Raw genomic sequence first — 15,099 nt, forward strand, 5'->3', positions numbered from 1 at the left:
GAGAGCCCAGTGAGAGGTACCGATGAGCAGTCAAATACCGGTCAAACAGATTGACCCTGCGACTGACGCCTCCTCTAATAAGAAAAAACCAGAGACCGTCGAACTCTACGCCAGCCGCAAGAAAATCTACGTCAAGTCCGTCCAGGGCCTGTTCCAGCGCATCCGTTTTTTCAGCCTATGGGCGCTGATGGGCATGTATTTCTTGTTCTGCTGGATTCGGATCGGCGGCGAGCCATTAATTCTGTTCGATCTGCCGGCTCGGGAATTTCACCTGTTTGGCACCACGTTTTTCCCCAAGGACTTCATTCTGCTGTCAGGCATGCTGATCATTGCTGCCTTCGGCCTGTTTTTCGTCACGACGCTATTCGGACGGGTCTGGTGCGGTTATACCTGCCCGCAAACCGTATGGACGTTCATCTTCATGTGGGTCGAGGAAAAGGTCGAAGGAACCCGCAATAAGAGAATGAAGCTCGACGAGACTCGCAACAACATCGAGAAAGTCGTCAAGAAATCGTTGAAACATGGCATTTGGCTGGGCATCGCCTTTGCCACCGGTCTCACCTTTGTCGGCTACTTCTATCCGGTACGGGAACTGGCCATTGACCTATTCACACTCCAAGCCAACGGCTGGGCGTACTTCTGGGTCGGTTTCTTCACCGTTGCGACCTATTCCAATGCCGGCTGGTTGCGCGAGCAAGTCTGTCTCTACATGTGCCCTTACGCCCGCTTCCAGTCTGTGATGTACGACGACGATACACGTGTCGTGGCCTACGACTTCAACCGGGGCGAGCCCCGTGGCGGCCGGAAAAAGACTGCCAGCAAGGAAGAACTGGGCCTTGGCGATTGCATCGACTGCGGCCAGTGCGTTCAGGTCTGCCCGACCGGCATCGATATCCGCGATGGATTGCAGTACGAATGTATCAATTGCGCACTCTGTATCGACGCCTGCGACGAAATCATGGACAAGATGGACTATCCCCGAGGATTGATCCGCTATGCCACCGAGCACGAGCTGGAAGGCAAGCCGTCTAAGATTTTTCGGCTGCGGACCGTTGGTTACGGAATTGCGCTGCTGCTGATGATCGGGGCGCTGGTATTCACGCTCGTCAGCCGCGTGCCCATAGAACTGGATGCACTGCGTGACCGTGGCGCCCTGTATCAAATGAACGGCCGGGGAATGATTGAAAACTCCTACACCCTGAAAGTGCAAAACATGACCGAGGTGCCGCAAACCTTCAGCCTGAGCGTGTCGGGTCTCGAGTCCGCACATATCCTGACCGACACCCAATTCCGGCTGGGCGCCGGCGAGAACCTGTCGCTACCGACCGTTATCGAGGTAAGTCCGGAGTCTGTCACAGACACCAACAACGATATAATGTTCACAGTCATTGCTGCAGGCAACGCGGATCTCAGGGCAGGGACCGAAAGCCGGTTCCTTGGCCCACGTCGTTAAATCTGAATCCTAGCGAGGCTTTGCAATCATGTCCGATGATGCCATTAATCCCCCAGGCCCATGGTACAAACAATTTTGGCTCTGGTTCATACTGGCCATACCCGGGATTACTATCGTCTGGTGCATCTTTATGATCACCGTCGCCGTGAGCACCCAGGGTGCCATGGTCAATGACGACTATTACAAGGAAGGCCTGGGGATCAACATGGAGCTGGCCCGGGACCGACTGGCGGCGGATTTGGGCCTCGCCGGTACCGTCCGCTTCGATAATCAATCGATTCGCATGGACCTGGAAGAAGCCGGCCAGCCGGCGAACTTCGAGTTCCTGGTCCTCAACATGGCGCACCCCACTCTGGCCGAGCAGGACCGCCGCATCCAGCTTCAGCGTGTGGACGAAGGTGTGTACGAAGCGCGCCTGCCCACCGCCCTGGAAGGCCGCTGGTATTTGGAACTACGGGGACCAAGTAACGACTGGCGCCTGAAAGGCCAGGCCGCCCTGCCCGCGTCCATGCAGCTGCAGCTGCTACCCGCCCAGCAGGGGTAACGTTTGTCTGCCGAGGTTTGCTTCCACTGCGGCGAGCCAGTCATTGGCGAACGCCGTGCGTCCCTCGAAGTCGACGGCGTCGAACAGGCGTTCTGCTGCCAGGGCTGCCGTGCTGTCTGTCAGTTGATTCTCGACGAGAACCTCGACGGCTTCTATCGGCACCGAACGGCCAGGCCGGCAACGCCCAGGCCCGTGGACGAGCGCGATAGAGAGCAGCTTCGTTTGTACGACCATCCGTTGGTACAGGACACGTTCGTTACCGATCTGGAAGCGACCGACGCCACACCCGACCTCAAGGAAGCTCAGCTTTTAGTAGACGGCATTACGTGCGCGGCTTGCATCTGGCTTCTTGAACACCACCTCGCACAGCAGGCCGGTGTCGAGCAATTTACCGTCAATCACTCCACGCGACGGGCGAGGCTGATTTGGAATCCGGCACAAACTCAGTTGAGCGAGTTGCTGATTGCAATTTTGGCCCTAGGCTACGCAGCGCGTCCGTTCGAACCGGATCAAGCCGAAGCGGCGTTACACCGGGAGCGGCGTTCTGCGCTAATACGCCTGTGTCTTGCCGGTGTCGGCACGATGCAGAGCATGATGCTGGCGGTGCCGCTTTACTTCGGCCTGATCAGCGGCGTCACCGACGAATTTATTCAGTTTTTCCGTTGGGTCAGCCTGATCGTCGCCACCCCCGTCATTCTCTACAGCGCCCGACCGTTCTTCGCCAACGCACTGCGTGACCTGCGCAGCCGGCACTTCACCATGGATGTACCCGTCGCCCTCGCAATCGGCCTTGCCTACGCTGCCAGTGCCTGGGTCACCGTTACCGGTGGCGAAGACGTCTATTTCGAGTCGGTCTGCATGTTCACCTTCTTTCTCTCCCTGGGACGCTACATCGAAATGCAGGCCCGCTATCGGGCAGGGTTGACCGGCGCGGCGATGAACAGCCTGACGCCGGCCATTGCCACCCGGCGCCGCGACGAGGATGAGTTTGAAGTCGTACCGGTACACCAACTGCAATTGAACGATATTATCGAAGTAAAGCCAGGCGAAGTGATTCCGGTGGATGGGGTGATCCATAGTGGTCAATCCACCTTGAACGAAGCCGCCCTTACCGGCGAGTACCTGCCGGAACAGCGCGGCCCCGGTGCTGTCGCTCACGCCGGTTCCATCAACGGTGAGAGTCCTCTGTCCATTCGTGTGGAGCGCACCGGCAGCCGTACCCGGCTGTCCAGCATCCTGCGCATCCTCGACCGGGTCCAGGCCGAGAAACCACCGGTGGGACGTATGGCGGACCGGGTTGCCGGTCTGTTCGTTAGCCGGATCCTGTTGATCGCCCCGCTGGTTTGGACCGGCTGGTGGCTCGCCGGATCCGACCGGGCCTTCGACATTGCCCTATCGGTGCTCGTGGTCACCTGCCCCTGTGCGCTATCGCTGGCGACGCCCACGGCGATCACCAGTGCCACGATGACATTGCGTCGAATGGGTTTGCTCCCGACTCGCGGTCACACCCTGGAGTCCCTTAACACCATCGATACCGTAGTATTCGACAAAACCGGTACGCTGACGGAAGGCCGTCTAAGCCTGACTCGATGCGATGTCTACGGCAGCCACACGGAACACGAATGTCTCGCTCTCGCTGGGGGGTTGGAGCGGTATTCCGAACACCCTATCAGCCACGTTTTCCGGGACAAGGCCCACCCCACCTTCCCTGTCAACGACGTGGTGAATCACCTGGCCGGTGGGCTGACCGGCGACTATCGCGGGAAAAAGCTGGTTATTGGCCACGCGGAGTTCGTGTGTCAGCAAACAACGATCGGTAATCTGCCAGACCCCGAAACGGGCCTCGCTATTTTTCTCGCCACCGAGTCGCAATTGCTTGCACGCTTCCTACTCGACGATGAACCTCGTGCCGACGCATTGGAGACAATAAAAGGCTTACAGGCGTTAGGATTGAACACGGTTCTGCTCAGTGGCGATCGTTCAGGTCACGTGCAGCGGATCGGCAAGCTACTGGGCATCGACGATGTGCACGGCCAAGCATCGCCCGAGGACAAACTTGCCTATCTTCGACAGCTGGAAAGCCGGGGTTGTCACGTCATGATGGTTGGCGACGGTTTAAACGATCTGCCCGTCATGGCCGGCGCAGAGGTATCCGTAGCCCTGGGCAGCGCCGCGGACCTGACCCAGCTTCGGGCCGATGCTATCCTGCTCAACGGCCAATTGAGCCGTCTACTGGACGCCCTGGACATAAGTCGGAAGACGCGCCGGATCATTAAGCAAAACATGGGCTGGGCGCTACTGTACAACCTGTGCGCTTTGCCATTGGCCGCTGCTGGCCTGATTCCACCCTGGGCTGCAGCATTGGGCATGTCCCTGAGCTCGCTGATCGTCGTACTCAACGCATTGCGGCTCGGCAAGACTGCCGAGACCGAACACCCACCGGCTCATCCCCCCGGGTTGGAGGTGGTGCCTCGCCCTGATACGGTAAGCTGAACGGTCCCTTCAAGTTGAACGACCCCTTCAAGTTGAACGGCCCCTTATCAGTATCAGTTGAATTGTCATTAATGAAAACACAGTCGATTGAGGCTCCGGTTTGGAAATCGTTTACCTGCTCGTTCCTGTCACGCTTATTCTGGTCGCTCTTGGCATCGCTATTTTTTCCTGGGCGGTAAAGAACGGTCAGTATGACGATCTGGAGGGGCCTGCACACCGCATCCTCTACGACGACGACCAGGATATGATTCCGGACGACGCCAAAACCGAACAGCAAGTGGAACAGAGCCCCAAGCGCCAGCGCGAACAACAGCATCAGCACGAGCACCCCCTGTCACGCGGCAAAACGGCGGTATCCACCGACGACGATGGACGGTGAGCTGTTACTGAGCTATCCCAGTGCCTTCATGATCGGACTACTGGGAAGCGCGCATTGCCTCGGCATGTGTGGCGGCATCAGTGCGTCACTCTCTCTCGCCGTGCCTGTGGGGCGTGGATTTCGTTTTCGCCAGACAGTGCTGCTTCTCGGCTTCAACTTCGGCCGTATCGCCAGCTACGTATTGCTTGCCACGCTGCTGGCACTGATCAGCACGCAGGCCGTCGATTCATGGGCCCAGTTGGGGCCGGTGCTACGAACCCTGGCGGGGGTGCTGCTGATTTTCATGGGCCTCTCCATGGGCCAGTGGTGGCAAGGCATTCACTATGTCGAACGGATCGGCGCGCCAGTCTGGCGACGACTATCACCCTTAACCCGGCGTTTCACCCCCGTCCGCCACCCTGCTCAAGCGCTCGGCCTGGGGCTTTTATGGGGCTGGCTACCCTGCGGGCTGATCTATAGCACCTTGGGCTGGGCCGCACTCCAGCCCACAGTGGGTTCGGCGGCCTTGACCATGTTCTGCTTTGGCCTTGGCACGTTGCCATCCATGCTAACCACCGGCTTTGCAGCCTCCGGCTTGCAAAAACTCCGCACCCACCGCCTGTTCCGGCAAATCACGGGAGGCGTATTGGTGCTGTTTGGCCTATGGACGCTGCCTGCGACCAGCCACCTGCTGCACTACCTCTGAACTTCGCGTGGGCAAGATTTGACAAGATTTAATGTGCAAATATTGACCACTCGGTTTTGACTGCGCTAAGTTGATCATGTACTTAGCTTTACTTGCTCAAGTGAATTTCACAGAGCGAAGCATAAGTGCACGTTCTATATGCAGGCTTCGTTGTAACAATGGAAGGTTTGCAGGTTCCATAGAGGGCCAAGCTTATGTCGCAGGCATCCGCACTGCTAAATCAGGTCATTCGTCCGGTTTCCCAAGCCTTGGGCGAGGACCATCCCGTCATCGAAGAAATTTTGCTAGGCGCGGCAACGCTGAGAAGTTTCGATCCTTTCGCGGAGGGGCAGGAAGAAGGCTTAGGCGTATTCGGCATATCGCCAGAGTTACACCGTCAAGTCTGGGATGAGTTTCTGGCCTTTCGCCCCGAACTGGCAAGCCAAGTGCGTGGTTTTGCCAGTCAGCACCAGTTTCTGCTAAATCCGGATGCGGAATTGGTGACCAACACCCGTTACGCCGCAGCGATTGCGATCAGCGCGTTAGAGTGGGTTAAGCCATCGTGGCCATTACCGGACGATGCGTACGCGCTAACGCGGCTCTGGTCGGGATTGACCCACGTTCATGAGGAAAACTACCTTAGCCGGCTGCAGCGGACTCTGGAAAAGCTCTGCGATACCGCAACGCAGCCGCAATACGCGGTTTAGGCGAAGGGTTAGCAAAGTCCGGGGCAAGCCAGGACGCGGCGTCAGCTCCGTGTCCTGGTGGTTCTGGAGCTCGGTTAATGAGCTACCTAGATATTAAGCACATCCAATCTTTCGAACGCGGGTACTTCCTCGGAAAGGGCTCCATCCTGTTTGGCAACGGCCCCACCCTGCTGCCGCCAGTCCACCTCCAGGTTTTTGAAATCGTAAATCGCCGGATCGGCCAAGTGGGACGGCGTCACATTGCAAATTGCCCGAAACATCGACTCGATACGACCCGGGTGCTGACGATCCCAGGTGTTCAGCATGTCCTTGACCACCTGACGCTGAAGATTCTCTTGGGATCCACACAGGTTGCACGGAATGATCGGGAACGCACGCATGGCCGCATAGCGTTCGATATCTTTCTCCCGCGCATAAACCAAGGGACGGATGACCACGTTGCGCCCGTCGTCGCTCTTGAGTTTGGGGGGCATGGTTTTGAGGCGGCCACCATAGAACATGTTCAGGAACAGCGTTTCCAGCAAATCGTCCCTGTGATGGCCAAGCGCAATCTTGGTCACCCCATGTTCTTCCGCAAAGTTATAGAGAATGCCCCGGCGCAGGCGAGAACATAAGCCGCAAGTCGTCTTCCCTTCCGGCACTTTGTCCTTGACGATGCTATACGTATCCTTCTCAATGATGTGGTATTCAACGCCCAGTGCTGAAAGATATTCCGGCAGGATGTGTTCAGGAAAGCCTGGCTGTTTCTGATCAAGGTTGACGGCAATCAGCTCGAAATCCACCGGAGCGCTACGCTGGAGGTTGAGCAGGATATCCAGCATGGCATACGAGTCTTTACCACCGCTGAGGCAGCACATTACCTTGTCGCCAGCTTCTATCATGCTGAAGTCGGCAATCGCCTGACCCACCTCTCGCCGCAGGCGTTTCTGCAGTTTGTTGTGTTCCAGGCTCGTCTTGCGGTTGTCTGTAAGCTGTTCTGCCATAATCCTGCCGGACGTTGAAAAATGTGGAATCAGTTAGAAAAAGAGGTCAGCGTTGAAAAATGCGATCAGTAAAAAATGGGGTGAAAGTATACCGGAAGGACCCGCCATTCGTCAGTATCCCGGCTTTCACGTATACCTGTAATCGACCTTATCGGTGACTCTAGCTAGCCAAGGATGACAAATAGTTCATAATAAACCTTACTGACCCAAGGATAGGGGGAATCATTATGCGAGGCGCCACACCAGGCCCAGCAGCTAGAAAGGTCGTTAAACAAGGGAAACGCGAACTCAACCGCATCAACAACCGTCGCGCTATCCTGCATGCGGCCCGGGAGTGTTTTCGCGAACGCGGCTACGAACAGACCACCATCCGCGACATCATCCGCCGTACCGATCTGGCTGCCGGCACGTTCTACAACTACTTCTCCGACAAACGCGATATCTTCATTGCGTTGCTACAGAGCTTCTTGGGCAATTTACGCACGTTGATCAAGGCCGGCCACCGAAACGCCCGGGACGAGCTCGACTTAATACGCTCCACCTATTTGGCTCTGTTCCGTGCAACGGCCGAAGACCCCATCATCTATGAGCTGGCCTATCGCAACGATCAGGCTATCCGTGAACTGTTGGGGGCGGACCTGCTGGGGCTGGCGATGGCGTCGCTGGAAGAGGATCTCCGCCGCGCAGTGGCCAACGGGCTGATCGACATCGACGATCAGGACTACCTATCCGCAACGTGCCGGGGGATTGCCTACGAGATGAGTCTCCAGCTCGCCCACCGGGTAGCGGACGCCCCTGAACGCGCCGAGGAAGAAGCCGAAAGGGCCGCCGACTTCGCTGTCAATATGCTCCGGTACAGCTTTTCGGCCGACTCACGGCAATGGCGTAGTCAGGTCTGAATAGGGCTTGGAAAAATACGGCCGAAGGTTGCCCCGCTTTCACTTTGGTAACGACTCGCTTAGGCTTTAGACATGAATAAAGAGTCGCCTACTTATCTACCTGACAGCAGCGAACGCCAGAACGCCGCAAGCGCGGCGGCGTTGCGACAGAAAATCGCGGCCATGATGGCGGCGACAGAGGCCATTCTCCGCGAAGCGTCCGAAGGTATTACCGAGCTTTCGTTGATCAGGCGTCTGCAGCAACCACCGTGGCAGCTGCTTGAGGCCATTGATTTTTCCGATCCCGCAGGCCTCTATCCGGCGCATTTTCTGGTGTTCCATTGCCTATACCGATTGCGCGACGACCTCGCCGCCGAGGGCGAAACTATCGATATTTCGCCACTGAGAATCCGGTTGCGCGGCGATCCCGTTGTAAGCAGCAAGGGTCTGCCTGGCGGGCAGGATAAGCTACGGCTTTTTTACCTCGACCTCTCCCAGTATGATCTGTCGGAAATGGCTGTGCGTCGAATGCTGGATGATTTCTGGGCAGGGCGCGCGCCATCCCGCCTGACGCCGCAGGAGCTGGATGCCGCCGCACAGGTGCTTGGCTTTGGTGAGCTGCCCGAGAACTTCGATACCGTACGGCAGGCTTACCGGCGGCAAGCGATGCGCGCGCATCCTGATCGTGGTGGCACCAAAGAAGAGGTTCAGGCCCTTAACGAAGCTTTCAACGTGCTACGCACTTATTTCCTGTCTGCTGTATAGAACGAGGGGATTTATTAATCGTGACCGGAAAACGACTTTTTTCTGTTGCTGCACTGGCCGCCTCAACACTATTGGCCTCCAGTATGCCGGCCCGCGCTGATCTGGCTGTTCTGCAATACCATCACATCAGCAACGAAACACCCTCTGCTACCAGCACGACACCCTCCCTGTTCCGGGGCCAGATCGACATGATCCAGAACCTTGAGCTACCGGTTCGCCCGTTGGAGGACGCGACGAAGTCCGCGCTCGCGGGGGAACTGGGCAAGGAGCCGGTGATCGCCATCACCTTCGACGACGCCTACAGCTCAGTCTACGAAACCGCGGCCCCCCTTCTGCTCCAACGGGACATGCCGTTCACGATATTCGTCAATACGCAGGCTATAACCGAGGGCCGCCGGGGTTACATGACCTGGGAGCAACTGAACGAGCTGGCCGCCAACCCGGAAGTGACTATCGGCAATCACAGCGCCGACCACGGCCACCTGGTACGCAAACCGGACGAGACGGAAGATGCCTGGCGCGAACGGGTCACCACCAGCCTGGACGAAGCCCAAGCGACGCTGGAGAAAAAACTGGGCCAGACGAAGCCTCTATTCGCCTATCCCTATGGCGAGTTCAGTGCGGCATTGGAGGCGCTGGTCGCCGAGCGTAACTGGTACGGTTATGGCCAGCATTCCGGGGCTGTCGGGGAAACTTCGGGCGTGACCCGGCTGCCGCGTTTCCCTATGGCAACCAGCTATGGCCAGCTTTCATCCCTGGAAAACAAGCTTATGAGCCGTGCCCTGCCCGTGGCGGCCGATAGCCTGCCCGACGGCATCGTCGACATCAATCCGCCAACGATGACGCTGGAGCTGCCGGAGGATATGAAACCCGGCCCGCTGACCTGCTATGGCTCGGGTGCGGGTCGGCTCAACGTCACAGAAACAGGACAAGGACATACCGTCAAGGTGAGCGCCGACACAACATTCTCCAGCCGGCGTTTTCGCTACAACTGTACCTACCCGGCAGGCAATGGCAGATTCTACTGGCAGTCCGTCCAGTGGGTGGATCTGTCGAAACCGGAGGACTAGTCACTCAACGCAATCACGCCGTTACGGGTCAATTGCTCGTTGCTTGAACAGCCCACAAGCAATCAACCCTCTATCTGCGCCAGCCCTAGCACTCCCTGCCCGGTATGCCGGATAACGGTCGTGCCTTCTTCGGTTTCAAATACCGTCTGGCCGGCCTGATCTTGCTCACGGCTCATGATCAGCAACCACCGATCCCCCTGGACGGGAAAGACCGGCACACGCGCTTCCAAGTAGCCCAAGCTGTGCCAGTTTTCGGGCTGATAGTCGAACGCCAGCTCAGTCACCAAACGTTGGGTTTTCATCTCCTGATCGAGAAACACGAGAGTGGGCAGAAACACGCCCTGCTTCACGTAAGAGCGCACCTGCATCACAAATGCCCGACTGTCCGCCGCGCTCGGTAGCGGCACCAGCCGGTAGACGCTGGTGCCGGTGGAGAAGTCGAACTTCGGCGCCAAAGCATCCAGGTCCAATTGGAACTCCCGTGAGTCGTCCCAGTCTCCCACATCCTTTTTGGGCAACTCACCGCAACACTGCCTGGCCCAGTCCTCCAGCAGGGTCTCCGCCCTGTCGAGACCTAAAACCGTCAGCGCCTCGGCGTTGGCTCGTTCGACAACGGCCTGCCGGGATCCATCGATAACCAGCCCCGGGGTTAGCGACGGCGCTGAACGATCCCCCGAGGGTTCCTCGAAGCCGCCCTCTGGCCGGTAGTAATCAACCCGGACATTGCCCTGGGCATCACGCCAGGTGAAGTAAGGCAGTGGATCCCCTTCGCGGACGAATCCCTTTTTCGCCAGTTCGTTGCCGTCAGGATAGTTTTCCAGGGTGTACTCTGGGTCGATCAATTCCGAGTCGATCGATTCCGAATCGGTGGATTCTGAATCGGCGTCCTTTGCCGGTTTTTTTTGCGTATAAGTGTCCTTGACCGCAGGTTTGCTCTCTTTGACGATAACCGGCACTGGCGCGACATTGTCCGCGGACGCCGCCGGGACTGGTCCGATGACGGGCTTATCCTTGGCGTTCACGGCCGACTTGGAGCCGGGTTGTCTCGACTGATTGTTCTTGGGCTGGACTGCCTGCTCTGCCTGCACCTGATCGATCCGTTTTTCGACGGGGCTTTCCCGCTCGGTGATCGGCGACTGTCTGACCCGACCGAATTCATCGACCCAAGTAAAGTACCGTTGCTGCCCGTCTGAGGACGGCGCAGTCGAGCATCCGGTGGATAACACAACGCCCGGGAGAACCAGCAGCCAGATCAGTCGCCATAAGATCACAGAGTTACGCTTCATATGGGCTCTCACGAATATCTGTCGCTTTCTACGATGAAACGCCGTTCTCGTCTCTTGCTCAGAATTTGGTTCGGAAACTCAGGCCGGCCATAACCACGCGCAACGATGTCTTCACGTCCAATCCGGCATAAGGGTTATAGATAATGTTGGTAATGCCGTCGCAGTTGATATTACAGCTGGTATCGGCTGGAATTTCCTCGATAGAGTGAAGGTAACTGAGGTTCATGTCGATCTGCGTATCCCGGTCCCAGCGGTACCCCATGCCGACGCTGTAGAGATTGGCGCCACCAAAAGGCGCCATAATCGATCGCTGATCGTCGGGAATAACCGAGTCCCGGATCTCAACCCCGGCCCGCAGATCAAGGCGGGACGAGGCGTGAAATTCGGCGCCGAAGGCCCAGTTCCATTGATCCTTGAAGCCCAGCGGCAAGCGCAGGGAATTCGGTGTGGCGTTGTCCGGCGACAGTATTCGCGCCGCATTGAGGAATTCCAGATTGCGATCAAAACGGAATTCCAGGGCATCCCACTCCGAATAATCCGTCCAGCCCACGTCGACATTCAGGGTAAGCCTGGGGTGGACCTTGACGCTAACACCGGTCTGGAAATGCTGGGGATACGTCAGATCCAGGCTGACGTTGCCCGACTCGCGAGGCGCACCTGACGGCAGGCTCAGAATAGCCGACCCGATGGCGCCCAGGATGGAACTGTTGACGCTTTGCCAAAAGCCGGACCAGTCCTCGGTATACTCGATCGCAAACTGGCCTTTCATGTTCATGTCGGCTTCGGAGGTATAGCTGGCCCCCCAGCTGAACCAGTCGGTCGGCTCCCACATGACCCCCAGCGCGTAGGTGGGCGACATGGTTTGCTGCACGTCGATACTCAGGGCACCGATGTCGTCCCAGGGGCCCACGTTACCCCCACACAACGCCAGCCATGGCGCCAGCGGTTCGTCGCCCGACTCGCAGTTGAACGCGTCCTGCAGCACTTCCGCCACACCCAGCAACATATTCGGCGCCCGCATATACTGATCGGCCGCGATACCCATATGCGACAGGTGGATACCCGCACCTACCGCCCACTCGTCATTGACCTCATATCCCACGGTGGGCGACAGATAGGTGGTCCGCTGCAAGGCGGTTGCCTTTGGCTGATAGCTACCCGGATCTTCCTTCTCGCGGTAAAAACCAGCCGCCATGGGCATGTAGAAGGCGTTACCAAAGGTCAGTTTCGATCCCGGCTTTTTGATACTGATACCCGCCGAGGGTGCCATTGCGGGACCGGGTGGCAACTTCTGCAGACCATATCCGGGGATGTAAAGCGCCACAGTATTGGTATGGCTGTGGCTATTGGCCACCCTGTCTCGCTGTTCGCCGGTAACGGGATCGGTCTCCAGGCCATCGATGCCGAAAATGTTGTAGCCTTCCGGTGCCGTAAAATCCGCATCGTTGTCCAGATAGATACCCAGGAGGTTCACCTCGACCTGGCGGCCGTCAAGCTTGGTGAGCCCGGCAGGGTTGTAGTGGATCGCCATGATACCCGGCGGATCGGCGGTAACGGCATTTCCCAACGCCAGTGCCTTAGGGTGAATAGTCAGATTCTGCGCCAATTGCGCATGGGCACTGCACGACACAGCCCCGGCCGCCAGGGCCCCGATAATTCGTGTTCTGCAGCGATTAGGTCGCATTTCATTGATCCCTTGCCGATAAAACGTCTGTCGTCTTCTCGATTACTCCCGGAGTCCCGAGAAGTTGATCGGCAGGGAAACACCCAATGAAAAATCGGGTGCGTCTTCGGTCAGGCCGATGCCTACACTGGTGTTAATGATGGTGGTGTCGCTGACCCGCGTGCCCAGCGACAAGCTTAGGAAGCCGGTCATCTGGTCCTGGGCGACCGCTGCTTCGCCGTTGCTGAAAGTCAGCGTCGTTTCGTCGCTGTAGCTGATCTGGCTGGAAACACTGAGAGAGATGTCGTATGACAGCGAATAGGCGAAGCCCATGGAGGCAGACAAACCAAAGCCGGGTTCGACCGTGGTCAACAACCGCGCGCCGCGCACCTGTTCAAGATCCTCAACCTCCACGTTGTAGCTGGCGCTGGCCGAACCGAAAAGCACCACCGGGTCGAGCACCTTCGACATACTGACGCCGCCGGCCACCGTGTAATAACCGCTGCCGGTGGACAATTGGCGATTGACGTCGATCTCGTAAGGGCTGACGCCGGTTTTGGTGGTGATGGAGGTGAACAGGGTGGTCGACATCTTGCCCGGTATATACGCCGCCGGTTGCCAGCGGGCCGTAAAGGAGACATCGCCGATATCGTAGATTTCCAACTCATCCTGCGTGTCGTACTTCACCACCAGCGGAATACGGGTGCCGATGGTCAGGTTGTCGAATAGCCCGTAATCGTAGGAAAAGGCGTTGGTAAAATTGTGCGTGGCCGACGGCACAATATCCAGATTTCGCACCGAACCATCGCTGATGTTGACATCAAGCCGCTGATCGCCCGTGTAGGAGTAGTCAAAAGAATAGGTCAGCGCATGCGTGCCATTCTTTTGTAACGAGTAGTTCTTTTCCGCGGACTGGAAAACCTCTTCCAGCTGCTTGGTGGAATCCTCGTCTTCTTGCTGTTTCGCCAGCGCCTCCCGCGCCTTATCGACGTTTTCTTCCTGAGCCCCGTTATTATCCTGCGCCCAGAGTAGGGTCGGCTGACCCGCAACGGAACAGATGATTAAACCTCGCACAACCCAACGATTCATCCCAGCTCCCTTATTATTCGCATTTCGTTTCCCCGACGTGCGGCATACAACCGGTACCGGCCATCAGTTGCGCCGGTAATACAATTGTTTGCGCGTGTTCTCGACGGTGCCGTCAGAATTATTCTTCTGTCGTTCAAGCAGGTTATTGATGCGGCGACTGGTCGCCTCGTGGAACTCCGGAATGGTGTCCAACGCAAACAGCGTCATGGTTTGGTCATCCACAAAACGCATGTCCTCTTCCTTGAGTTCAAGCGCGTCCAGGGGTTTGTCGCTCCCGGGAAACACGATAAAGAGGACGTTGTCGTCCCACTTTTCCTCGAACTGCGCCAGGGTGAAGGAAATGTTGCCCACGGACGGGTCGGCAATGAACGCGCGGTTATCGCGAATCGCGCGCAGTACCACAAAGTGTTTGAATCCGGCATGTTTAATAGGAACGATGGCTGGATGGTCCAGCTCTTTGAGATCCGCAATGCTGGCGCGAAAGCCTCCCGAGGGATAACCCAGCGCAGTGACCAGCCGCTTCATGTCCAGCATAGAGAACGCCCTGCGCTCGACAATCCGGTCGCTTTCGCCGTAGTGCAGCAGCCCTTCCATGACCTGACGTTCGTTCAGGTTGCGGCCCAGGTAATACTTCAGCACCGTAGTCAGCGCCGCCGAGCCGCAGCTGTAGTCATAGGCCTGCCGCACAATGTTGCGGTATCGCTGCTCCACAAGAGGTGCGACGCCGACGTCCCAGCGCAACTCCTGCGGGCTGTCATCGAAATTCTGTTCGATGACGATGACGCCGGGGTCACGAGGCTCAACGACCGTGGCCTCCTGAACCATCGCAAACGTCATGAGGGATCCCGCCAGCACGAGAATCATGGCAAAAACGCGTCCTTTTTATTTTGAGTTCGGCTTCAGTTGGAGTCCGGCATTTGGGATTATTTGGGTCTGCTGAACAGTCGTTATTGTTAGTGGACGCCCGCTTTATCGTTGTTGTCAGGCGGTCGCCGTTACATCCTGTTACGCTAAGATACCGGATTGATAGATCGCTGAAAGATAACTGTGCCTCAAATCCACTGGCGGCCAGAAGGCCGTCCGAGGCGGTTTTGCGAGCCAGTTCACGTCATCGGAAAAGAGCAG

Annotated in this window: 14 protein-coding genes; 9 read left to right on the forward strand and 5 right to left on the reverse strand. The window is 57.5% G+C overall.

All coding sequences use genetic code 11. The features are described 5' to 3' along the window. Positions 1–22: 22 nt before the first annotated feature. The 6 genes from ccoG (at position 23) to FXO11_RS11365 (ending at position 6,240) form a co-directional block, all read left to right on the forward strand. Positions 23–1,453, forward strand: coding sequence for a cytochrome c oxidase accessory protein CcoG (ccoG, locus tag FXO11_RS11340; protein WP_148863075.1), 1,431 nt, complete (start codon positions 23–25; stop codon positions 1,451–1,453). A gap of 28 nt (positions 1,454–1,481) precedes the next feature. Continuing rightward, a complete protein-coding gene (locus FXO11_RS11345; RefSeq protein WP_148863076.1) occupies positions 1,482–1,997 on the forward strand; it encodes a FixH family protein in 516 nt (171 codons plus the stop codon). Positions 1,998–2,000: 3 nt separating this feature from the next. Next, complete coding sequence (locus FXO11_RS11350; RefSeq protein WP_148863077.1) at positions 2,001–4,490, forward strand: heavy metal translocating P-type ATPase; 2,490 nt, start codon at positions 2,001–2,003, stop codon at positions 4,488–4,490. A gap of 100 nt (positions 4,491–4,590) precedes the next feature. Beyond that, positions 4,591–4,869: a cbb3-type cytochrome oxidase assembly protein CcoS gene (gene ccoS, locus FXO11_RS11355; RefSeq protein WP_148863078.1), complete on the forward strand. Its 279-nt coding sequence runs from the start codon at positions 4,591–4,593 to the stop codon at positions 4,867–4,869. Continuing rightward, positions 4,859–5,554 (forward strand): sulfite exporter TauE/SafE family protein, encoded by a 696-nt coding sequence (locus FXO11_RS11360; protein WP_148863079.1) that lies wholly within the window; start codon positions 4,859–4,861, stop codon positions 5,552–5,554. Before ccoS ends, FXO11_RS11360 begins: the two co-directional genes overlap by 11 nt. 194 nt (positions 5,555–5,748) lie before the next feature. Beyond that, a complete protein-coding gene (locus tag FXO11_RS11365; protein ID WP_148863080.1) occupies positions 5,749–6,240 on the forward strand; it encodes a hypothetical protein in 492 nt (163 codons plus the stop codon). A gap of 86 nt (positions 6,241–6,326) precedes the next feature. On the opposite strand, the gene ttcA is transcribed toward FXO11_RS11365, so the two are convergent. Continuing rightward, complete coding sequence (gene ttcA / locus FXO11_RS11370) at positions 6,327–7,223, reverse strand: tRNA 2-thiocytidine(32) synthetase TtcA (RefSeq protein ID WP_148863081.1); 897 nt, start codon at positions 7,221–7,223, stop codon at positions 6,327–6,329. Positions 7,224–7,450: 227 nt separating this feature from the next. Here ttcA and FXO11_RS11375 point away from each other — a divergent pair, with 227 nt between their 5' ends. The 3 genes from FXO11_RS11375 (at position 7,451) to FXO11_RS11385 (ending at position 9,936) form a co-directional block, all read left to right on the forward strand. Next, positions 7,451–8,122 carry a TetR/AcrR family transcriptional regulator gene (locus FXO11_RS11375; RefSeq protein ID WP_148863082.1) on the forward strand — a complete coding sequence of 224 codons (672 nt, stop codon included), beginning with the start codon at positions 7,451–7,453 and terminating at the stop codon, positions 8,120–8,122. Positions 8,123–8,194: 72 nt separating this feature from the next. Continuing rightward, the gene (locus tag FXO11_RS11380; RefSeq protein ID WP_148863083.1) at positions 8,195–8,866 is read left to right on the forward strand and encodes a DNA-J related domain-containing protein; all 672 of its coding nucleotides are present in this window, start codon (positions 8,195–8,197) and stop codon (positions 8,864–8,866) included. Positions 8,867–8,949: 83 nt separating this feature from the next. Further along, a complete protein-coding gene (locus FXO11_RS11385; protein ID WP_148864892.1) occupies positions 8,950–9,936 on the forward strand; it encodes a polysaccharide deacetylase family protein in 987 nt (328 codons plus the stop codon). 62 nt (positions 9,937–9,998) lie between these two features. On the opposite strand, the gene FXO11_RS11390 is transcribed toward FXO11_RS11385, so the two are convergent. The 4 genes from FXO11_RS11390 to FXO11_RS11405 all read right to left on the reverse strand — a co-directional run bounded on the left by FXO11_RS11390 (position 9,999) and on the right by FXO11_RS11405 (position 14,838). Next, positions 9,999–11,222: a MalM family protein gene (locus FXO11_RS11390; protein ID WP_148863084.1), complete on the reverse strand. Its 1,224-nt coding sequence runs from the start codon at positions 11,220–11,222 to the stop codon at positions 9,999–10,001. A gap of 58 nt (positions 11,223–11,280) precedes the next feature. Further along, the gene (locus tag FXO11_RS11395) at positions 11,281–12,906 is read right to left on the reverse strand and encodes an OmpP1/FadL family transporter (protein WP_148863085.1); all 1,626 of its coding nucleotides are present in this window, start codon (positions 12,904–12,906) and stop codon (positions 11,281–11,283) included. A 42-nt stretch (positions 12,907–12,948) separates the two neighbouring features. Further along, positions 12,949–13,974: a transporter gene (locus tag FXO11_RS11400; RefSeq protein ID WP_148863086.1), complete on the reverse strand. Its 1,026-nt coding sequence runs from the start codon at positions 13,972–13,974 to the stop codon at positions 12,949–12,951. Positions 13,975–14,037: 63 nt separating this feature from the next. Next, positions 14,038–14,838 (reverse strand): C39 family peptidase, encoded by an 801-nt coding sequence (locus tag FXO11_RS11405; protein ID WP_148863087.1) that lies wholly within the window; start codon positions 14,836–14,838, stop codon positions 14,038–14,040. Positions 14,839–15,099 lie beyond the last annotated feature (261 nt).

The sequence above is a fragment of the Marinobacter fonticola genome, assembly GCF_008122265.1.
Taxonomy (GTDB): domain Bacteria; phylum Pseudomonadota; class Gammaproteobacteria; order Pseudomonadales; family Oleiphilaceae; genus Marinobacter_A; species Marinobacter_A fonticola.

Coding starts and splice junctions, on each gene's coding strand:
- ccoG (WP_148863075.1), top strand. CDS start 23: ATGAGCAGTCAAATACCGGTCAAACAGATTGACCCTGCGACTGACGCC.
- FXO11_RS11395 (WP_148863085.1), bottom strand. CDS start 12,906: ATGCGACCTAATCGCTGCAGAACACGAATTATCGGGGCCCTGGCGGCC.
- ttcA (WP_148863081.1), bottom strand. CDS start 7,223: ATGGCAGAACAGCTTACAGACAACCGCAAGACGAGCCTGGAACACAAC.
- FXO11_RS11405 (WP_148863087.1), bottom strand. CDS start 14,838: ATGATTCTCGTGCTGGCGGGATCCCTCATGACGTTTGCGATGGTTCAG.
- FXO11_RS11380 (WP_148863083.1), top strand. CDS start 8,195: ATGAATAAAGAGTCGCCTACTTATCTACCTGACAGCAGCGAACGCCAG.
- FXO11_RS11360 (WP_148863079.1), top strand. CDS start 4,859: ATGGACGGTGAGCTGTTACTGAGCTATCCCAGTGCCTTCATGATCGGA.
- FXO11_RS11345 (WP_148863076.1), top strand. CDS start 1,482: ATGTCCGATGATGCCATTAATCCCCCAGGCCCATGGTACAAACAATTT.
- FXO11_RS11385 (WP_148864892.1), top strand. CDS start 8,950: ATGCCGGCCCGCGCTGATCTGGCTGTTCTGCAATACCATCACATCAGC.
- FXO11_RS11365 (WP_148863080.1), top strand. CDS start 5,749: ATGTCGCAGGCATCCGCACTGCTAAATCAGGTCATTCGTCCGGTTTCC.
- FXO11_RS11390 (WP_148863084.1), bottom strand. CDS start 11,222: ATGAAGCGTAACTCTGTGATCTTATGGCGACTGATCTGGCTGCTGGTT.
- FXO11_RS11375 (WP_148863082.1), top strand. CDS start 7,451: ATGCGAGGCGCCACACCAGGCCCAGCAGCTAGAAAGGTCGTTAAACAA.
- FXO11_RS11400 (WP_148863086.1), bottom strand. CDS start 13,974: ATGAATCGTTGGGTTGTGCGAGGTTTAATCATCTGTTCCGTTGCGGGT.